Origin of the sequence: Acinetobacter sp. YH12043, assembly GCF_013419915.1 — a bacterium.
Taxonomy (GTDB): domain Bacteria; phylum Pseudomonadota; class Gammaproteobacteria; order Pseudomonadales; family Moraxellaceae; genus Acinetobacter.
The window spans coordinates 74,391-93,924 of record NZ_VOZD01000012.1; the positions used below are offsets into that span (position 1 = coordinate 74,391).

At 42.2% G+C, this 19,534-nt stretch carries 18 protein-coding genes and 1 pseudogene; 12 read left to right on the forward strand and 7 right to left on the reverse strand.

All coding sequences use genetic code 11. The features are described from left to right. The first annotated feature begins 6 nt into the window (after positions 1-6). From FTU01_RS07790 to FTU01_RS07805, 4 genes are all read left to right on the forward strand, one after another. Positions 7-1,077, forward strand: coding sequence for a methionine ABC transporter ATP-binding protein (locus FTU01_RS07790; protein ID WP_180138739.1), 1,071 nt, complete (start codon positions 7-9; stop codon positions 1,075-1,077). Beyond that, positions 1,058-1,717 carry a methionine ABC transporter permease gene (locus FTU01_RS07795; protein ID WP_159123258.1) on the forward strand — a complete coding sequence of 220 codons (660 nt, stop codon included), beginning with the start codon at positions 1,058-1,060 and terminating at the stop codon, positions 1,715-1,717. The genes FTU01_RS07790 and FTU01_RS07795 overlap by 20 nt, the downstream gene beginning before the upstream one ends. Before the next feature lie 111 nt (positions 1,718-1,828). After that, positions 1,829-2,920, forward strand: a complete 1,092-nt coding sequence (gene ychF, locus FTU01_RS07800) for a redox-regulated ATPase YchF (RefSeq protein WP_005236355.1) — start codon at positions 1,829-1,831, stop codon at positions 2,918-2,920. Between the two features lie 205 nt (positions 2,921-3,125). Next, positions 3,126-3,740 carry a superoxide dismutase gene (locus FTU01_RS07805; protein ID WP_180138725.1) on the forward strand — a complete coding sequence of 205 codons (615 nt, stop codon included), beginning with the start codon at positions 3,126-3,128 and terminating at the stop codon, positions 3,738-3,740. 527 nt (positions 3,741-4,267) lie between these two features. On the opposite strand, the gene FTU01_RS07810 is transcribed toward FTU01_RS07805, so the two are convergent. Then, positions 4,268-4,762, reverse strand: a complete 495-nt coding sequence (locus FTU01_RS07810; protein WP_159123256.1) for a hypothetical protein — start codon at positions 4,760-4,762, stop codon at positions 4,268-4,270. Positions 4,763-4,890: 128 nt separating this feature from the next. On the opposite strand from FTU01_RS07810, the gene FTU01_RS07815 reads away from it, so the two are divergent. The 6 genes from FTU01_RS07815 (at position 4,891) to dapC (ending at position 11,915) form a co-directional block, all read left to right on the forward strand. Further along, positions 4,891-5,619, forward strand: a complete 729-nt coding sequence (locus tag FTU01_RS07815) for an AzlC family ABC transporter permease (RefSeq protein ID WP_171505577.1) — start codon at positions 4,891-4,893, stop codon at positions 5,617-5,619. After that, on the forward strand, positions 5,616-5,963 hold the full coding sequence (gene ygaH, locus FTU01_RS07820; protein WP_159123254.1) for an L-valine transporter subunit YgaH: 348 nt from the start codon (positions 5,616-5,618) through the stop codon (positions 5,961-5,963). The genes FTU01_RS07815 and ygaH overlap by 4 nt, the downstream gene beginning before the upstream one ends. Before the next feature lie 95 nt (positions 5,964-6,058). Further along, on the forward strand, positions 6,059-6,691 hold the full coding sequence (locus tag FTU01_RS07825; protein ID WP_218952510.1) for a hypothetical protein: 633 nt from the start codon (positions 6,059-6,061) through the stop codon (positions 6,689-6,691). Positions 6,692-6,818: 127 nt separating this feature from the next. Then, complete coding sequence (purT, locus tag FTU01_RS07830; RefSeq protein ID WP_180138741.1) at positions 6,819-8,033, forward strand: formate-dependent phosphoribosylglycinamide formyltransferase; 1,215 nt, start codon at positions 6,819-6,821, stop codon at positions 8,031-8,033. 23 nt (positions 8,034-8,056) lie between these two features. Beyond that, positions 8,057-10,723: a [protein-PII] uridylyltransferase gene (glnD, locus tag FTU01_RS07835; RefSeq protein ID WP_166136115.1), complete on the forward strand. Its 2,667-nt coding sequence runs from the start codon at positions 8,057-8,059 to the stop codon at positions 10,721-10,723. A 22-nt stretch (positions 10,724-10,745) separates the two neighbouring features. After that, positions 10,746-11,915, forward strand: a complete 1,170-nt coding sequence (gene dapC, locus FTU01_RS07840; protein ID WP_180138729.1) for a succinyldiaminopimelate transaminase — start codon at positions 10,746-10,748, stop codon at positions 11,913-11,915. 130 nt (positions 11,916-12,045) lie between these two features. Here dapC and FTU01_RS07845 read toward each other — a convergent pair whose 3' ends face one another. After that, positions 12,046-12,522, reverse strand: a complete 477-nt coding sequence (locus FTU01_RS07845; RefSeq protein ID WP_004784130.1) for a glutathione peroxidase — start codon at positions 12,520-12,522, stop codon at positions 12,046-12,048. Next, positions 12,519-12,938: a peptide-methionine (R)-S-oxide reductase MsrB gene (gene msrB / locus FTU01_RS07850; RefSeq protein WP_004784131.1), complete on the reverse strand. Its 420-nt coding sequence runs from the start codon at positions 12,936-12,938 to the stop codon at positions 12,519-12,521. Before msrB ends, FTU01_RS07845 begins: the two co-directional genes overlap by 4 nt. A 152-nt stretch (positions 12,939-13,090) precedes the next feature. Between msrB and FTU01_RS07855 the strand changes: the two genes are divergently transcribed. Further along, the gene (locus FTU01_RS07855) at positions 13,091-14,326 is read left to right on the forward strand and encodes a pyridoxal phosphate-dependent aminotransferase (protein WP_004784132.1); all 1,236 of its coding nucleotides are present in this window, start codon (positions 13,091-13,093) and stop codon (positions 14,324-14,326) included. Positions 14,327-14,535: 209 nt separating this feature from the next. Beyond that, the gene (locus FTU01_RS07860; protein ID WP_180138731.1) at positions 14,536-15,738 is read left to right on the forward strand and encodes a YbfB/YjiJ family MFS transporter; all 1,203 of its coding nucleotides are present in this window, start codon (positions 14,536-14,538) and stop codon (positions 15,736-15,738) included. 74 nt (positions 15,739-15,812) lie between these two features. Here the strand turns inward: FTU01_RS07860 and FTU01_RS07865 are convergent, their stop codons facing one another. The 4 genes and pseudogenes from FTU01_RS07865 to FTU01_RS07875 form a co-directional block, all read right to left on the reverse strand. After that, positions 15,813-17,801: an acyltransferase family protein gene (locus FTU01_RS07865; RefSeq protein WP_180138733.1), complete on the reverse strand. Its 1,989-nt coding sequence runs from the start codon at positions 17,799-17,801 to the stop codon at positions 15,813-15,815. Positions 17,802-17,890: 89 nt separating this feature from the next. Further along, entirely contained in the window at positions 17,891-18,454 is a 564-nt protein-coding gene (locus FTU01_RS07870; protein WP_180138735.1) for a M23 family metallopeptidase, read from the reverse strand. Between the two features lie 161 nt (positions 18,455-18,615). Then, positions 18,616-18,744, reverse strand: a complete 129-nt coding sequence (locus FTU01_RS15540) for a hypothetical protein (RefSeq protein ID WP_004784138.1) — start codon at positions 18,742-18,744, stop codon at positions 18,616-18,618. 670 nt (positions 18,745-19,414) lie between these two features. Next, positions 19,415-19,534 (reverse strand): annotated as a pseudogene (locus FTU01_RS07875) (IS30 family transposase); the annotation flags it as partial.

A 19,534-nucleotide genomic window follows, 5' to 3' on the forward strand; every position in this document is an offset into this window, starting at 1 on the left:
AATACTATGGTGAGTTTTGGTTCTCAGGTGGCGTTTTCCGTCCCACATATCAAAATCCGTGACCTGAATAAATACTATGAGGTACAAGGCAAATCGGTACATGCCTTGAAAAACATCAATCTGGATATTCCTGAAGGCAAGATCTTCGGGATTATCGGGAAAAGTGGTGCGGGGAAATCCTCGCTGCTACGTACCCTAAATGGTCTGGAACAGATCAGCGAAGGTCATATCCATATCCATCAGCAGGATTTGGCTGGCTTAACCCATGCTGAACTGATCCAGCTACGTCAGCGCATTGGCATGATCTTCCAGCACTTCAATCTGATGTCAGCCAAAACCGTCTGGGAAAATGTAGCTCTGCCTTTAAAAGTTGCAAATTATAAAAAATCAGACATTGATGCGCGTGTAAACGAAGTACTGCAACTGGTGGGCTTAAGCGATAAGGCACAGAGCTATCCTTCCCAGCTATCCGGTGGACAAAAACAGCGTGTCGGCATTGCTCGCGCGCTGGTGCATCACCCGGAAATTCTACTCTGTGATGAAGCCACTTCTGCACTGGATCCGGAAAGCACTTCCGTGGTGTTATCACTGTTAAAAGAAATCAATCAGAAACTTGGTATTACCATTGTGCTGATCACCCATGAAATGCAAGTGATCCGTGAAATTTGCGATCAAGTCGTCGTGATTGAAAAAGGTGAAATTGTTGAAGCGGGTGAAGTCTGGTCAGTGTTTTCCAATCCACAGCAGCAGATTACCCAGGAACTGCTGAATCTGGAACAGCTGGAACTGCCATTTTCGATCAGTCCTGAAGTGACAACAGATACCACGCATAGCATTATCAAACTGCGCTATGCCTCTAGTGTTCAGTATTCCCCAGATTTGAAAGTGATTTTCGAACAGTTCGAGCATCCGGTGCATCTCTATCAAAGTCATATCGACAGCATCCAGAATCATCTGGTCGGTAGCCTGATTGTCGCAGTTGCCGATCTAAATCTGGATACTGACTTACTTCAGCAAAAACTAAAACAACACATTGCACAGATTGAGGTGATTGGCTATGCACGACCAACTCATTGATTTATTACTAACAGGAACCACCGATACCCTCATCATGGTTGGTGTATCCGCAATCGTTGCCTTTCTGATTGGTTTACCGATGGCAGTAGTACTGGTCAGTACATCTGAACACGGGATCTATCCATCCAAACCCATTAATCAGGCTCTGGGCTGGATTGTAAATATTACCCGTTCGGTGCCTTTCCTGATTTTAATGGTCGCTTTAATTCCCCTTACCCGCTGGATTGTAGGCACCAGCTATGGCGTCTGGGCAGCAGTTGTACCTTTAACGTTGGCCGCGACTCCTTTCTTTGCGCGTATTGCTGAAGTGAGTTTACGTGAAGTAGATCAGGGACTGATTGAAGCGGCTCAAGCGATTGGCTGTAACCGTAAGCAAATTATCTGGCATGTGCTATTACCTGAAGCTTTACCAGGGATTGTGGCCGGTTTTACCGTCACTTTGGTGACCATGATTAACTCATCCGCCATTGCCGGTGCTATTGGTGCCGGTGGTCTGGGCGACATTGCCTACCGTTATGGCTATCAGCGTTTTGACATGCAGATCATGCTGGCGGTGATTGTGGTGCTGGTGATTCTGGTCATGCTGGTTCAGGCCACTGGTGACACCCTATCGAATCAGCTCGATAAACGTAAAATTTAAAAACATCTATTTCATAAGTTTTCAACAAAGCACCCAGCCATGACCTGACTTTGTCATGGCTTTCATGTAAAATCACTGGCAATTTTTATATAACGCTTTGTGAGTTATTTCATGGGTTTTAATTGTGGTATTGTAGGCCTGCCTAACGTTGGTAAATCTACGCTTTTCAATGCATTAACTAAAGCTGCAATTGCTGCGGAAAACTTCCCATTCTGTACGATTGAACCAAACACCGGTATCGTGCCTGTACCAGATCCACGCTTGGATAAACTTGCTGAAATCGTAAAACCACAACGCGTGGTACCAACTACCATGGAATTCGTGGACATCGCGGGTCTGGTTGCTGGTGCTTCCAAAGGCGAAGGTCTGGGTAACCAGTTCCTGGCTAACATCCGTGAAACTGATGCAATTGCTCACGTTGTTCGTTGTTTCGAAGATGAAAACGTGATTCACGTCAACGGGAAAATTGATCCGCTTGATGACATCGCAACGATTAACACTGAACTTGCTCTAGCTGACCTTGAAACTGTGACTAAAGCAGTGACTCGTCTGGCGAAGTCTGCAAAAGGTGGCGATAAAGAAGCTGTAGCCACTAAAGCCGTTCTTGAAAAAATCCTACCTTTGCTTGATGAAGGCAAACCTGCCCGTGCAGCAAATCTGGATGATGACGAACGTAAACTGGTACGTGGCTTTGGTCTGTTAACGCTTAAACCAACGATGTACATCGCTAACGTGGCAGAAGACGGTTTTGAAAATAACCCGCACCTCGATGCGGTACGTGAACTGGCAGCTGCTGAAAATGCAATCGTGGTTCCACTTTGCAACCAGATCGAAGCTGAAATTTCATTGCTTGAAGATGAAGACCGTGCCGAATTCCTGGAAGCAATGGATATGGAAGAGCCGGGTCTGAACGTGGTAATCCGCGCAGGCTATTCACTGCTAGGCTTGCAAACTTACTTTACTGCCGGTGTACAGGAAGTTCGTGCCTGGACGGTTAAAGTCGGTGCTACTGCGCCTCAAGCAGCGGGTGTCATTCACACTGACTTCGAAAAAGGCTTCATCCGCGCAGAATGTATTGCTTATGATGACTTCGTACAGTATAACGGCGAAGCTGGCGCTAAAGAAGCAGGTAAATGGCGTCTAGAAGGTAAAACCTATATCGTTCAGGACGGTGACGTTCTTCACTTCCGTTTCAACGTATAAGTTGAAGCCAAAGAAAAGCCCCGAATGATCGGGGCTTTTCTTTGGCTTCTTGCCATTTTCATACGCATCTTTACATTCTATTTATAAAAATCTCATCCCATAACATTAATGATAATAATTCTCATTGTATTTAATATAACTCAAGCGTATTTTAAAATTTAGTCGAAAATTCCACTCACTCAATCACGCTTAAGGACAATTAAAAATGAGCTATACCCTTCCCGAACTCCCTTATGCTTATGATGCATTGGAACCGCATATTGATGCTAAAACTATGGAAATCCACCATACCAAACATCATCAAACTTATATCAACAACATCAATGCAGGTATTGAAGGCACAGAATGGGAAGATCTTTCTGTGGAAGAACTGGTGAGCAAAGCCAATCAGGTACCTGAAGATTTGAAAAATAATGTGATTAATAATGGTGGTGGTCATGCCAATCATTCCCTGTTCTGGACAGTAATGAGTCCAGATGGTGGGGGCAATCCTCAAGGTGAAATTGCACAGGCGATCGACAAGGAGCTTGGCGGCTTTGAAGCCTTTAAAGAAGCTTTTACCAAAGCAGCCCTGACCCGTTTTGGTAGCGGATGGGCCTGGCTCAGCGTAGCACCTGATCAAACCATTATTGTAGAAAACAGTGCCAATCAGGACTCACCCCTCATGCATGGCAATACCCCGATTCTAGGTCTGGATGTCTGGGAACATGCGTACTATTTGAAATACCAGAACCGTCGTCCTGAATATATTGCCGCTTTCTTTAATGTGGTGAACTGGAAGGAAGTGAATCGCCGTTATCTGGAAGCACTTTCAACATAAATGAATACAGTAGGACGAAATCTCATGTCTTGGCACTCTTTACGTTTGCTCTGTGGTCTCAGTATTCTTTTGAGCGGAGCAGTGTTGTATCTAGAACGTCTGTTCATGTTGCTTTAAGACATGATCGTCTACTGTATGGGAAGCCTTATTCTGAGGCTTCTTTTAATTTTTGCTGTTTAATTTTTTCTATAGGGAGATGGATTTAAAATTTAAGAACGCAATTCACAGACATTGACGCTATCAAAGCCATTGGTACATGGTGCCACTTCACACGCATGAGAAGCTTGTACTCCACTTACTAAAATAGTACTTAGACTTATCGCTAAAAACAATTTATTAAACATTTAAAATGACTCCAAAAATTAACTTTTATCTCTAAATCGCTTGATTATGAGTCAATTATAGGACTTTTTTAATGATTCAGGGCAATCTTTTTGATTTTAATTATTGTTTATTTATATAAATAGAATCGTTTTTTATAACAAAAAAGCGGAACCGAAGTCCCGCCTGAAGATTATAAAACCCGATTAAGACTGTTCAGCTACTGCATTACCTTTCTGCTTTGGATCAGTATTTCCCAGTTCAGGATGAGCAATAGCTCCCTGACATTGCTGTTTATCACGCTCATAGTCGGCCTGTTTCTGTGCCACGCTACTGCTATTTTCAACGGTGCTACGTGCCCAGATTTCCAGACTGGTTAACGCCTTGCGACATAAGGCATATTTTCCTTCCGTCACTGAGTCAGTCATTTTCACATTAATGCGCCAGTCAGTACTCAATTTACGGGCCGGTTGACGTACCTGAGCATCTATCTGTTCCATTTCCTTGTTATAAACCAGCGGATCGACTTCATTCATGAATTGCCATGCAGCATTGGCATAAGTGGTCGCATCATTAGAGAGTTTAGGTGCCGCTTTAATTTCGGCTTTTGGCGCTTGACTGTCATTTCCACAAGCTTGAAGAAATAAGGTGCTGCCGATTAAAACACCGACCAGCATTGCACGTGTCTTGAACATCAACATATCAGAATCGCCAGTTAAACATTTCGGCACTATGCTAGTAAATTCGCGTACAATACACAATCTTGATTTAATCCCTGTTTTAACTCTCTCCCTCAAGGTGTTTTGTGTCTGACCACAATCCAGTAGCGATGCAACCTGCCGGTTTCTGGCAAGGTGCCAAAGATAGCCAGGCCATTATATTTACTTACCTTCCGGTCTCCTTTGCCTTTGGCGTTTCTGCCACCCAGTTCGGCTTTACTGCCTGGGAAGCCTTATTTCTGTCCTGCTCCATGTATGCCGGTGCCAGTCAGTTTTTAGTTGTAGCGTTACTTGGTAGCGGTACTTCGATCTGGATGACTGCCTTGACCGTGATTGCCTTGGACATTCGTCATCTTTTATACGGCCCAGCTTTACAAAACCTGATTCAAGATCGTTTAAACCTGAAGAAAACCGCAGTCTGGGCTTGGGGTCTTACTGATGAAGTCTTTGCTTCAGGTATGATCAAGCTGTCACAACGGCGTCAGGAATGGTCAGAATCATGGATGTTAGGTCTAAGTCTGTTTAGCTGGCTGTCTTGGGCGACAGGTTCATTTTTAGGTGGATTATTTGCTGATCAGGTCAGTAATTTGCCACAATTCTTGCAGGCGGCTTTAGATTTCCTGCTACCTGCCCTGTTCTTAAGTTTCTTATTGGCAGCCTTTGAAAAGAAACACACCTTTGTGGTGACCATCACGATTATTGTCTCAGCAGTTGCCTGTTATTTTATCGATCTGTCCGCTGCGATCTTTATCGGCATCAGTTCCGGCATTTTGGCCGGCCTGTTCAAGCACTATGTGCTGAAAAAACCAGATCCTGAATATGCAGGAGATCAATCATGAATCTTGAAATTATCTTGGTCGGAATTATTGTCGGGATTGCCAATTTTGCCTCACGTTTTGGCCCTTTCTATGTAATTCAAAAATTTCAGCAGGGTTCGCAAAAACGTGGTGCGCTATGGCTGAAAATTGCTTTGGGTTCAATTGGGATTGCTGCTATCAGTTCCATGCTGGTTGTGGCGACCTTACCGCCCTTATTGGAAACGCCAGATAAAAGCTTTGCCATGCTGATCGGTTTTATTGTACTCGCTGGACTGTATTTCAAGTTCAAGAAAATTGTCATGGCGACCTTAACTGCAGCTTTAACTTATGGCCTGATCTATACCTATATCTCTGTACCTTTTTAAGCCTTTTAGAAAATTAAAAATCTCATTCAAGACTTATGCTAAATTAATTGCATAAGTCTTTTTTATATAAGAAAAAAAGTAAGGAAAATATTGGCATGTTCGAGCCAAAGCAAATAATTGAAGGTAAAATATTTATTCATTATCGACGTGATGAGATGTTAGCTATTTTTAGCCAATATGAATTACCCGGCTGCTATTTTGAATGCCTTATTAATACACAGAATTTTACTGGTCATTTTGTAGAAGTGGTTGCTGAACCCGCAGATCATGTCCGTGTCATTTATATTCAGAAGCATGGCAAAAATAAAATCATTGCCCTCTACAATCAGACTCAACAGGTAATCCATCTGCATCCCAAACAAATCATTTTTAGCCGATGGAGCCTGCTACATAAAGGCATTCCAAATCTCATTTATGTATTTTGCTTTAGTATAATTTTACTGTTTCTATTTTTTGCACTTGTCGCAGTGTCAAATCATCAATTCCACTTTTTCACTGTATTCTTAGATGCACTGCAATTTTCAGGATTTGGTTTATTGCTATGGATGTTTGGTTTTATCTGTCCTTTTGTCATTCCCTTTTACGCCTTTAAGAGAATACAGAGTCTGAAACTTCTCCATCAACTTCAGCTCAATGACAAGCAAATTTTGCATATGGAAAAACTCAATCCGCAAAACCGGATTTATCATTTAAACCCGGTGAAAAATACAGTAAAGCGAACTGCCTGATTTCAGATGCAATTCTCTATAAACTTTTATAAATAAAACTGCTGGCCAATATCACAATTTTGTATGAAACTCGGCTTATCTCGGCATTGAGTTCTGTTATGCTAAAAGTCCATAAAATCAAGCATGGATAATACACATGAACGTGACTATTGGTACTCCTCTTCAATCTTCAGCTTTTAAAGTTCTATTGCTAGGTTCAGGAGAACTAGGTAAGGAAGTGGTGATTTCCTTGCAACGTTTAGGTGTAGAAGTTCATGCTGCAGATCGTTATGCAGATGCTCCTGCCATGCAGGTGGCACATTTTTCTTATGCCTTAAATATGGCAGATGCAGCGGAACTCAAACAGCTCATTCAAAAAATTCAGCCGCATCTTATTGTTCCTGAAATTGAAGCTATTGCAACAGAAGTATTGGTTGAAATTGAAGAACAGAATATTGCCACTGTGATTCCGTCTGCCAAAGCAGTGAACTTGACCATGAACCGTGAAGGCATTCGTCGTATGGCAGCTGAAGAACTAGGCCTACCGACCTCTGCTTATCGCTTTGCCGATTCTCTGGAATCTTTCCGCGCAGCCTGTGATGACATTGGTTATCCAAACTTTGTGAAGCCGGTGATGTCTTCTTCAGGTAAAGGCCAATCTCGCGTGAAAAGTTTTGAAGAAGTCGATGCTGCCTGGGAATATGCGCAAACAGGTGGTCGAGTTAATCAGGGCAAAGTGATTGTCGAATCACAGATTGATTTCGATTTTGAAATTACCCTGCTTACTGTGCGGGCTAAGAATCCTCAAACTGGCGAAATCGAAACTTCTTACTGTGATCCGATTGGACATCGTCAGGACTCAGGCGACTATGTAGAAAGCTGGCAGCCTCAGCCAATGAGTCCCGCTGCTCTGGAAGAATCAAAACGTATCGCCAATAAAGTCACCACGGCATTGGGCGGTTGCGGCATTTTTGGTGTAGAACTCTTTGTCAAAGGCGACAAAGTATGGTTTAGTGAGGTTTCACCTCGCCCGCATGACACTGGTCTGGTCACTTTGGCTTCCCAGTTCCAGAGTGAATTTGAACTGCATGCCCGTGCTATTTTAGGCTTACCAGTCAATACAGCTCGCCATAGTGTGGCTGCCAGTGCCGTGATTTACGCAGGTGTCGATGATCGCAATCTTTCATTTTCTGGCCTGAATCTTGCTTTAGCCCATGCCGATACCGATTTACGCCTGTTTGGTAAACCTGAAGGTTTTAAACGCCGCCGTATGGGTGTCGCGACTGCGCGTGCAGAAAGCATTGAACAGGCTCGCGAGCTGGCTCAACAGGTTGCTGACCAAGTTAATGTTCATCAAAATTAAGTAAATACAACGGACCACTGTTCATGATCAATACCTCCCCGCTGCTGAATTACATTAAAAGTCACAATGACATCAAAGCGATCAATCAATGGCGTAGCGATGTAGAAAATCAGCTTCAGGAATGTTTTGAAAATGGACAGTCCATCCGTGACATCATTCAGGCTCGTTCTAACCTGATTGATGAAGCCCTGCAATTTCTGTGGAATCATGCTGAACTTGATCAGACCGATTTGGCGCTTTTCGCAGTCGGCGGTTATGGCCGCCGCGAAATGCTGCCATATTCAGATGTCGATATCATGATCCTCTCAGAAGATGATTTCACTTCAGAGCAGGAAAAGCTGATCTCCAGCTTTATTTCTTCGCTTTGGGATGTGGGCAATTTCAAACCGGGCATCAGTGTTCGTACCATCAATGAATGTGTCAATCAGGCCAGCAGCGACCTTACTGTAGCGACGTCCTTGATCGAGGCACGTCTGATTATTGGCAATGAAAATTTAACCAAGTGGCCACGCCGGATCGTGTCACAAACCTGGACTGATAAAACCTTTTTTGATGCGAAAATGGACGAGCAGCACAAACGCTATGCTCAGCACAATAATACTGAAAGCAATCTGGAACCGGATATTAAAAATGCACCGGGCGGTATCCGTGATATTAACCAGATTGGCTGGATTGCCAAACGTCATTTCCGTGTCAACCGTATTTATGACCTGGTGCATCTGGGCTTTATTTCAGAGTTTGAACTTGCCGTACTCGAAGAAGCTGAAAGCTTTCTCTGGGAAATTCGTCATCATTTACACCGCCTGACCAAGCGCGATGAAAACCGCCTGCTGTTTGATTATCAACGGGATATTGCAGCGATGTTTGGCTATACCCGTGAAGAAGGTCAGTCACCGAACTATCCAATCGAACAGTTCATGAAGCGCTATTACCGTAGCGCGCAGCAGGTTTCGACTCTGAATGAAATGCTACTGGCTTATTTTAATGAATCAGTCATTACCCCACGTTTACCCCAATATGAACGCCAGATTGAAGAAATTAATGAAAACTTTAAACTGGTCGATGGCAAGTTAGCAGTTCAACATCACAAGATTTTCTCGGAAAAGCCAAGTGCCATTCTGGAAATTTTCTATTTGCTGGCCAATCGTCCTGAAATTGAGGGCATTCGTGCTCGTACTTTACGTCTGCTTACCCTGGCAGCTAAACGTATTGATCAGGATTTCCGTGATAATGCGGTACACCAAGCCCTGTTTATGGCCATCATTCGTTCACCGCATCGCCTGTACGAAACGCTAGTTGCGATGAAACGTTATGGTGTTCTGGGCAAATATATTCCGGCTTTCGGACAGATTACCGGCTTGATGCAATATGACCTGTTCCATATCTATACCGTGGATGCACATACCCTGCTCTTGATCCGCAATCTGAACCGCTTCAAAGAACCCGAATTTGCCAAAGAATTCCCAGTGGTCAGCTCCGTGTTCCAGCGTCTGGCACGTCGTGACATTGTTTATCTAGCGGCTATTTTCCATGACATTGCCAAAGGTCGTGGCGGTGATCATAGTGAGCTTGGTGCAGCCGATGCGATTCAGTTCTGCCGTACCCATGGCTTTACCGAACGTGAATGCAATCTGGTTGCCTGGCTGATTGAAAACCATTTGTCCATGTCAGTGACCTCACAGAAAAAAGACATTTCCGATCCGGATGTGGTCAAAGAATTTGCTGAAAAAATGGGAGATATGGAGCATCTGGATTATCTGTATACCCTAACCGTGGCAGATATTAATGCGACCAATCCAAAACTCTGGAATACCTGGCGTTCATCTTTGATGCGTCAACTCTATACGCATGCGCGTGATGTGATTCGTTCTGGCTTGGGCCGTCCGGTTGATTACCAGATGCTGATTGAAGATACCAAGTTCGAAGCCAGTGAACGTCTAGTGGAACATTTCTCGCTTTATGATGTCGAAAAAGTCTGGCAGGAACTGGGCGATGACTACTTCCTGAAAGAATCTGCCGATGAAATCGCCTGGCATACCCGTGCTATTTTGGAACATGGCGATAATCCTGCACCATTGGTATTAATGCGTGCGCATCGTAAATATGCACAAGATGCCGTGCAGATCTTCATCTATACCCAAGATAAACCAAATCTGTTCGCCACCACGGTTGCTGTTCTGGACCGCATGAATCTGGACGTTCAGGATGCCCGGATTATTACCGCAACCAAAGCTTTCAGTCTGGATACCTATGTCGTCCTTGACCGTTTTGGCACGTTATTGACCGATCCGGAACGTGAGGCAACTGTCATTGAAGCCTTACAGGATGCCTTAAGTCATTCTGATGAATATCCAGGTCTGATGCAGCGCCGGATTCCGCGTCAGTTACGTCATTTTGATATTGAAAATACCGTCGATATCACCCTTAATGAAGCTTTAAACCAGAATATGGTTGAAATTGCGACACTTGACCATCCTGGTTTACTTGCGAAAATTGGCGGTTTATTTATGATGCAGGGTCTGGATATTCACTCTGCCAAAATTGCTACGCTTGGCGAACGTGCTGAAGATATTTTCTTTGTCACCAAAAAAGATGGCAGCCCAATGACCCAAATAGAGTCTGACAATTTTGCAGCGGCATTAAAAGCTGCTCTAGATGAGGCCTCACATCAGGTCAATGCTCAACACTAACACACTGCTCGGTAACACATTCATGAACTCTAGCTTGTCTTTATTGCATCCATATCCGTTTGAAAAGTTGAATAAACTTTTCGCGGATATCCAGCCTGCGAATATGCCTTTGATTCCCCTTTCGATTGGTGAACCAAAGCATCCAGCACCCGAGTTTGTGAAACAAGCAATTATCGATAATTTCCAACATTTATCGACTTATCCGAACAGCAAAGGCTTACCTGAATTACGTGAAAGCATTGCCAACTGGCTGACTCGCCGTTTTAAACTCAATAGCATCAGTGCAGACAGCAATGTATTACCGGTTTCCGGTACACGCGAAGCTATCTTTTCTTTTGTCCAAGCTTTGATCAATCGTAAAGATGCGCCTTATGTGGTGATGCCAAACCCTTTTTACCAGATTTATGAAGGTGCTACCCTGCTTGCAGGTGCAAAACCTTATTTCATTAACTGTACTGAAGAAAATGATTACTTAGGTGATTTTGATTCAGTTCCGGCTGAAGTCTGGGAAAAAACTGCCTTGTTATTTTTGTGTACACCAGGCAATCCAACAGGTGCCGTTCTCTCTAAAGAGCAGTTTAAAAAGTTGATTGCACTGTCAGACAAATATGATTTTGTCATTGCTTCTGATGAATGCTATTCAGAACTCTGGTTTGATGACGCCCCGACAGGTTTACTGGAAGTGTGTGCAGAAATTGGCCGAGATGACTATAAAAACTGTGTCGTTTTCCATTCTCTATCTAAACGCTCCAACCTGCCAGGCATGCGTTCAGGCTTTGTTGCAGGTGATGCCACTTTACTCAAACCTTATCTGCAATACCGTACTTATCACGGTGCAGCGATGCCGGTGCAACACCAGTTAGCATCAATTGCAGCCTGGAGTGATGAAGCGCATGTAGAAGAAAACCGGGTACAGTATCGTGCCAAGTTTGATCTATTTCAGAAAGAATTAGGTCACTTGCTTTCGCTGAAAAAACCGGATGCCGGTTTCTACTATTGGCTTAAAGTGGACAATGATGAAACTTTTGCCAAAATGCTAATGGAAAAAGCGCATATCAAAGTGCTACCAGGCCGTTACCTGTCTCGTGAAACTACGCAAGGCAACCCGGGTGAAAACCATGTACGGTTGGCATTAGTCGCTGATCTGGCACAATGTGAACAGGTAATTCAACGTTTAAAAGCGATTCTTTAATCTTTTAAGAGCTAAACACAAATAAAAAAACCCACTTTCCAGAAGTGGGTTTTTTATGGATATTGGCTACAAATTATTCTTCTATTTAACGTATTTTCTGTTCATTAGAAATTAGACATTTCAAATAAACTTATAAAACCTTTTCAATTTCTGTTTCGAGATCTTCAGGTTTGGTGGTAGGTGCAAAACGGTTTAATACCTTGCCATCACGACCAATCAGAAATTTGGTGAAATTCCACTTAATACCATTTCCTAGAATTCCTTTGGAATTATTGGTCAAGTAACGGAAGATTGCATGCGCTTCCGGACCTTTTACATCCACCTTGGAAAACATCGGGAAAGAAACCCCATAATTTTTCTGGCAAAACTCTCCGATCTGTTCATTTGAACCCGGATCCTGTCCGCCAAACTGGTTGCATGGAAAACCTAAAACTTCCAGTCCCTGCTCTTTATATTTCTGGTAAAGCTTTTCCAGACCTGCAAATTGTGGAGTGAAACCACATTTGCTCGCGGTATTTACGATTAAAAGTACTTTCCCTTCATAATCTGCAAGCCGTTTGTTTTTTCCATCTAACAACTCAGCTTCAAACTGATAAATGCTGGTCATGGATAAGTTTCCTCGTCAGTTTTTTCTTGTGTTTGTAATTCTAAAGAGGCCGAGTTTACACAATAACGTAAGCCAGTCGGTTCCGGACCATCCGGGAAAACGTGTCCCAAATGTGCATCACAATGATGACAAACAATTTCTGTTCTCACCATACCATGTGAAGTATCAGGTAATTCCTCTACAACTGAGCTGCTCACAGGACGATAGAAGCTTGGCCAGCCGCAACCGCTGTCATATTTGGTGGTTGAAGAAAACAGTGGTGTACCACAGCAACGGCAGACATAAGTCCCTTCCTGTTTTGTATTCCAGTACTTGCCTGTGAATGCCGGTTCAGTTCCTTTTTCACGCGTAATGCGAAACTCTTCTGGTGATAACTCTCTTTGCCATTCCCGGTCTGTTTTATTGAGTTTTCCCATCACTAACTCCTTTAAATCTTTGACATTCAATGTCATGCTTCAGTACTTCCATATTTACGCTAGAGATGAAAAAATTTCTAGCGAAATTTCAGCATAGATTGTGATATTTGCGTAATCTATAGGTTTAACTTAAAAATTAATTGGATGGAATTATGTCCGGTATTGGTAACACCCCCCCTCGCGAGATCAAGAAATCGTCTAAGCTTGAGCATGTTTGCTACGACATTCGCGGACCAGTGTTACGAGCGGCCAACGAGATGGAAGAAGCCGGACATAAAATTATTAAACTGAATATCGGGAATCCCGCCCCATTCGGCTTTGAAGCCCCGCAAGAAATCATTAATGATGTTGCACTGAACCTGCCAAATGCGATTGGTTATACGGATTCCAAAGGGATTTTCCCGGCACGTAAAGCGATCTGCCAGTATTACCAGCAAAAAGGCATTCTGGATATGCACGTGAACGACGTGTATGTCGGCAATGGCGTATCTGAACTGATTGTAATGGCGATGCAAGGCCTACTGGATGACGGTGATGAAATGCTGATTCCAATGCCGGATTATCCATTATGGACTGCGGCAGTGAACCTGTCTGGCGGTACTGCGATTCACTATAAATGTGATGAAGAAGATCACTGGTATCCAGATATTGCGGATATGGAAAGCAAAATCACGCCAAATACCCGCGGGATCGTGATTATCAACCCGAATAATCCAACTGGGTCGGTTTATCCGCGTCATGTATTACAGCAAATTGTGGATCTAGCGAAGAAATATGACCTGATCCTGTTCGCAGACGAAATCTACGACAAGATCGTTTACGATGGCATTGAACATGTGTCAGTAGCTTCGCTTGCAGGCAAGCAATTATGTGTATCGTTCAACGGTTTATCTAAAGCCTATCGTATTGCTGGCTATCGCTCAGGCTGGATGGCGATTACTGGTGATAAATCACGGGCAATGGACTACATTGAAGGCCTAGATATGCTGGCTTCAATGCGTCTTTGCGCGAATCACCAAGCACAATATGCAATTCAGACTGCACTCGGTGGCTATCAGTCTATTAATGACCTGATCCGCCCAGGTGGCCGTCTATATGAACAGCGCAATATTGCCTGGGAAATGCTGAACGAGATTCCAGGGGTATCTTGTGTAAAACCTGAAGGTGCGATGTACTGTTTCCCTCGTCTTGATCCTGAAATCTATCCGGTTGAGGATGACGAGAAACTGATGCTTGATCTGTTACGTGCCGAAAAAGTTCTATTGGTTCAAGGTACTGGCTTCAACTGGCCAACACCGGATCACTTCCGTGTGGTATTCCTGCCAGCAGAAAATGAACTGCGTGAAGCGATTACCCGTTTAGGCCGTTTCTTGGCAAAAATGCGTTAATTTATAAAATTAATTCCAAAAAACCGCATTCATGAATGCGGTTTTTTATTGTCTAAAAAGTTCCGCGCTAAGCTTTACAGATATTTACAATAGAAGCATGCTGTTAATCTAGAGTTTCTTTTTTTAATAAAATCTATTCAGCCTTTTCTCCTTTAGCTTGATGATTCATGCTATTTTTTGAACAAATATAAAAATCCAAGAGTGCATGGATGTTCTCAAATACGGTCAAGCTTAGCCTTTTTCTCTGCCTGAGCATGTGCTTAGGCATCGGCATTCTGCGTTTTTCCTATACCGCATTGTTACCTGGTACACGTGAAGCCTTTGCCTGGAGCACGAGCTTTGCCAGTCTTTTGGGTAGTGCCAATCTACTGGGTTATTTAATCGGTGCTTTTGCAGCGATGCGCTTGCCCCAAGACCGAAGCATGAGTACTTATATCCAGCTTGCTGCAATAGCTGGAATGGTTAGCTTATTCTGTTGTGCCTTTTCAGGGTTTTCTGAAATCTGGTATATCAGCTGGCGCGTGATTTCCGGTATTAGTGGTGGCCTGCTCATGATTTTGTCACCAAGTGTCGTGGCTCAGTGCTGTGATTTAAAAGACCGTTTTAAAATCAATTTTATTGGTTTTAGCGGGATTGGCTTAGGGGTTTTATTAGCTACCCTGTTTTTGCCTTATCTTGACCAGATTTCCATACGTACGGCCTGGCTGATCTTATGTGGGTTTGCCCTGATGATTTGTATCTGCTTAAGCCTACTGATACCACAATTTAAACCCTATCTAGCTAAACAATCTGTTTCTCATCCTTCTCAAGTTTCTTTAAATACAGTCTTTTATAGTTTACTGGCGGTTTATGCCTGTAGTGCATTTGCCTATATTCCGCATTCCCTGTTCTGGATTGACTATCTCAGCCATGAACTAGGATTAAGCTTATTCTGGATTAACTTTAACTGGATTCTATATGGATTAGGCAGTGCCTTAGGTGCTTTTTCTGCTTATGTCCTGGCAAGAAAATTTGGCAATTTTACTGCCCTAAAGATTCTTTATAGTGTATATATTCTGGCGATTTTTATCGCGACTTTAAATGCTAACCCGTTCCTCACTTTCAGTTCTTCTTTTTTTACCGGAATGTTGAATCCCGCTGTAGTTTTCCTTACCTCTTATACCATTTTGCAACTGTATGGACTGGCCTATAAAAAGCTCTGGAGTATTGCGACTCTATGTTTTGCCTCTGTTCAGCTGATTGGAGGATTAAGTTTTAGCGCCCTGCAATATCTAGGATTGAACTATCATCAACAGTTTATGCTGGCCGCTTTAGTTTTATTAGCCGGAACTTTGCAATTGGTCTGGAATACACGTTTCTCCAAATATAAGACGAATGAGCAACCGGTTTCTATTCAAGAAGAAAAGAATTAAATAAAGATTAAAATCGGTCAATGCCCCAAATCCCAGGGAATAAAACCACATCATTAAACGTGGTTTTATTCCATTTAATCTTTCTTCAAATCTTTAAGCGGGTTACCAAACTGTTTTAGATATTCAACACCCAATTGCCGTGAACCCTGATCATTAAGATGATTATCATCCTTAAAACGATACAAAGGCACATCATTCAGCATCGTTTTACATGCCTGCTGATCACAGATGACTTTGGTTGGATCAACGATTTTCAATTGCGGATATTTCAGTTTTGCTTCTGCCAAAATATGATTAAAGGGTTTTAAATGTGCTTCATAACTTTTTCGAGAAACTGTACATGAAGCGTCTCGATGAAGAATCTCTTTACGAATATTACAATCAGATGGAATCCCTTCCCAGTCTAGATGTGGTACATCATTAATTAGCACCACCTGATCACTAGATTGATGGGCAATTTCTAAGGCTTTTATCAAACCTGCTTTAAATATCTCTTCCTCAGTATGATGGACACTATCTTTAAGTTTTACATCATCGTCAAAATACTGCGCATAAGATCCCGCCAGAATAATCATTGGATAATGGGTTTCTTTAAGATGTGCAGTAATAGCATCATTACGTTTTTGGAATTTGGTCAGTTCTTTCCATTGATTCAGCTTTAACTCAAATCGCTGCACACCTGGCAGATAAAAAGTTGAACTTTGCGTTGCATCATAACCGCGTAAATTGGCATCCTTTGCCCATTCGTCCAGCATTGCTGTATAGGCATTGGCATGCGAATCGCCAATCAACAGGAAATCAATATCTTCTTTAGATTGTCCTAAGACACAATCTTGAGCATTGGGTAAAACATTTGGATCCGCGGAATCCATGCAGTTACTACGAATCACATGTGCATACGTGTGTAATGCTTCCTGTTTGTCATGCACCGATTTTGGAAAACGCTCCGGGAAACCTTCATGTGTTTTGATGGTTTGGGCGATCGCAATAAAACTGACTGCAGGTAACAGAAATCCAAGAATAATCACTTTATAATTTGCAGCCATCACAAAGCGTTTCAGGGGTGTTTCAGCCAGTTTATAAGTCAGAAATGCACATATAAGTGATAGGAAAACAATAATAATCTGATTTTCCAGATTCAAGGGCAGCATATAAATGCCAAAGAACACGATGATTGGCCAGTGCCATAGATACAGAGGATATGAAATTTTACCAATCCATGTACTAAGACGATTACTCAATAATAAATTACTTGAAGATATGGATTGCCCCAAATAAATAATCAGTGCCGTTGCAATACATGGGATCAATGCCATCAGTCCTGGGAATGGGGTTTGCTGATCAAAATAAATTGCAGTTGCAAATAGAACACCTACTCCGGCCCAGACCAATCCCTGTAATAATTTTTTTGGCAGATTCAGTTTTGGCAAGCAGCTAATCAATGCGCCAATCAACAACTCAAACGCCCGTACCGGCATACTATAATAAGTTTTGGCCGGATTATGAGTCAGTTGCTGTTGGGCGTATATAACTAAAGCGACAATGAATACACTAATGATGAGCCAAAGATATTTACGCGAGGTTTTACTCAAGAATAGCCATAGTAAGAGCGGCCAGAAAATATAAAACTGCTCTTCTACGCCCAATGACCATAAATGCAATAAAGGCACATTTTCTACATTCGGACTGAAATAATCTCCCACCTCATTTCGCATATACAGATTGGCAATAAGTACAGTCGCATACATGACGCTTTTAAAATATTCCGTCAGCTCACCCGGCAACATCACCTGCCAGGCAATTAGGCTGACAATTGCCAGTACAGTAAAATATGCAGGTGCCAGACGGATCACCCGTTTCTTATAAAACCGTGCAATTGAAAATTGCTGCAACTCAATATCGCGCGTCAGAATGGTCGTGATGAGATAGCCGGAAATGACAAAGAAAATATCAACACCAATATAGCCGCCAGAAAATAATGACCAGCCGAGGTGATTGAAAATAACCAATGATACTGCAATAGCTCTCAGGCCATCGATATCTGGTCGATAAGCAAAACTCATAAAAACAGGAAAAGCGGGAGATACGCTATTTTATGCTTTTCATTCTTTAGATGGCGATCTTTTACATTTTTTTTTACATTCACCTGCACTTATTCCAATTCTTCTACCTTTAAATAAGGATAAGGATTGGTTGCACCTTCCCCACTGAGATAAATCCCATAATGCAAATGTGGTGGTGTATTTTTCGCATTACCGGTATTGCCAACATAGGCAATGATTTCACCTGCTTCTACCCAGTCTCCTTCCTGGATATGTTCAGCATAATCATCTAGATGTGCATAATAATGTTGGCTTAAATTCGGGCCAGTAATCCAGATGACTTTACCGCCTAAATTATTGGTTCCAATCTTGCGGACGATCCCTTGGGTCGCACTGACTACCGGTGTTCCCCGTTTAGCGAAAATATCGGTTCCTTCATGTTTACGTCCCTCACTCCTTGCTCCGCCCCAAGTATCCTGAATCTGGCGTGCTGTTACTCCTTGTACAGGAATTTCTACTGGTCTAATCAGCTCAACTTTTTTTAATTGCCAATAGAGGTATGGGCTTTTCCAGCCCGCTGGCTCACCTGATGGCGGTGGCTGACAGGCAGTAAGTAATATACTTAAGGAAAATATTAAAAGCAGGATTTTGGGAATTTTCACAATAGCTCGCATTGCCGTTTAATGAGTGGTTCGTTTTATCTTAAGGAATACAGAAAAATTTAAAGTCAAAATCCTGTTATTTTTAGTGATGTTTTTTCCAGATTATTTGTCGGAAACAGTCTTAAAAATAACAAAACCCTCAGCTGAGGGTTTTGTTGAATCAAGTCTAAATTTTATTTACGCTTTTTCGCACGGGATGGTTTAGAGGGTTGCTGCTGTTGCTGTTGTTGCTCTTCATTTTGAGCACTGTCCTTTTTATCCTTTTGCTGAACCTGCTTATGTTTTGCTCTTGATTTAGCCATAGCATAAACTCCTTTGGAGAACTGTCTCTATCACTGGAAGTTGCATTAATCACTCTAACCTTTATATAAAATAAGCCAATCGCTGAGCTGTATCTAAATACGTCAATGTAAAAGCATCTTTATTAAGTGATTCAATTCTGACTAGATCTTCATCCGAGGTATTTACATCGCTTACATAGCGTTGCATGTTGATACCTGTTTTAACTCTGAGTATAAATATGGTTTTCTGAATGAAACCCTTCAAAAATCTAACAATAGATGTGGATCCAACGTGATGATCCAAATTTAATATTGATGTATTCACCTTCATAATAATTGCCAGTGCAGACTCAGACCAACGCAGTAATAGTGTATTTAGTATGAGAGGCTATAAAATATATGCCACAGTTTTCACAGTCAAGGAATAACTGGATGATAGGTAGATTAAATCTTAGATCTGTATTCAGAGTCATTTTGCCACTATTCAAGTTTAACAATTTATTAATTTCGGATTGTGCTACTACCTGCATAGAATCTGCTAAGGTTCAAATATTCTTAGCTCTATAATATTTTTTATTGTTCCTATTTGAACTATTTTTTAATCCATATTATTTTATTCAATAAATGGTAATATTTTCTTTAAAGGAATTAAATTCTAAGGTTATAAAATTTATATCTTCCAAGGGCGAATTCAAACATGAGGTGCGACAGTTTCAAAAGCCTTATGATAATCAACAAGCTGAGCAAATTTCTCTAATGGTGTAAGCCAATCTAACGCTTTTCTAGGACGAGTATTCAGTGACATAGCGAC

Bases quoted from the DNA above. Each gene is read 5' to 3' on its own strand.
- FTU01_RS07790 (WP_180138739.1), top strand. From the start codon at position 7: ATGGTGAGTTTTGGTTCTCAGGTGGCGTTTTCCGTCCCACATATCAAA.
- FTU01_RS07795 (WP_159123258.1), top strand. From the start codon at position 1,058: ATGCACGACCAACTCATTGATTTATTACTAACAGGAACCACCGATACC.
- ychF (WP_005236355.1), top strand. From the start codon at position 1,829: ATGGGTTTTAATTGTGGTATTGTAGGCCTGCCTAACGTTGGTAAATCT.
- FTU01_RS07805 (WP_180138725.1), top strand. From the start codon at position 3,126: ATGAGCTATACCCTTCCCGAACTCCCTTATGCTTATGATGCATTGGAA.
- FTU01_RS07810 (WP_159123256.1), bottom strand. From the start codon at position 4,762: ATGTTGATGTTCAAGACACGTGCAATGCTGGTCGGTGTTTTAATCGGC.
- FTU01_RS07815 (WP_171505577.1), top strand. From the start codon at position 4,891: ATGCAACCTGCCGGTTTCTGGCAAGGTGCCAAAGATAGCCAGGCCATT.
- ygaH (WP_159123254.1), top strand. From the start codon at position 5,616: ATGAATCTTGAAATTATCTTGGTCGGAATTATTGTCGGGATTGCCAAT.
- FTU01_RS07825 (WP_218952510.1), top strand. From the start codon at position 6,059: ATGTTCGAGCCAAAGCAAATAATTGAAGGTAAAATATTTATTCATTAT.
- glnD (WP_166136115.1), top strand. From the start codon at position 8,057: ATGATCAATACCTCCCCGCTGCTGAATTACATTAAAAGTCACAATGAC.
- dapC (WP_180138729.1), top strand. From the start codon at position 10,746: ATGAACTCTAGCTTGTCTTTATTGCATCCATATCCGTTTGAAAAGTTG.
- FTU01_RS07845 (WP_004784130.1), bottom strand. From the start codon at position 12,522: ATGACCAGCATTTATCAGTTTGAAGCTGAGTTGTTAGATGGAAAAAAC.
- msrB (WP_004784131.1), bottom strand. From the start codon at position 12,938: ATGGGAAAACTCAATAAAACAGACCGGGAATGGCAAAGAGAGTTATCA.
- FTU01_RS07855 (WP_004784132.1), top strand. From the start codon at position 13,091: ATGTCCGGTATTGGTAACACCCCCCCTCGCGAGATCAAGAAATCGTCT.
- FTU01_RS07860 (WP_180138731.1), top strand. From the start codon at position 14,536: ATGTTCTCAAATACGGTCAAGCTTAGCCTTTTTCTCTGCCTGAGCATG.
- FTU01_RS07865 (WP_180138733.1), bottom strand. From the start codon at position 17,801: ATGAGTTTTGCTTATCGACCAGATATCGATGGCCTGAGAGCTATTGCA.
- FTU01_RS07870 (WP_180138735.1), bottom strand. From the start codon at position 18,454: ATGCGAGCTATTGTGAAAATTCCCAAAATCCTGCTTTTAATATTTTCC.
- FTU01_RS15540 (WP_004784138.1), bottom strand. From the start codon at position 18,744: ATGGCTAAATCAAGAGCAAAACATAAGCAGGTTCAGCAAAAGGATAAA.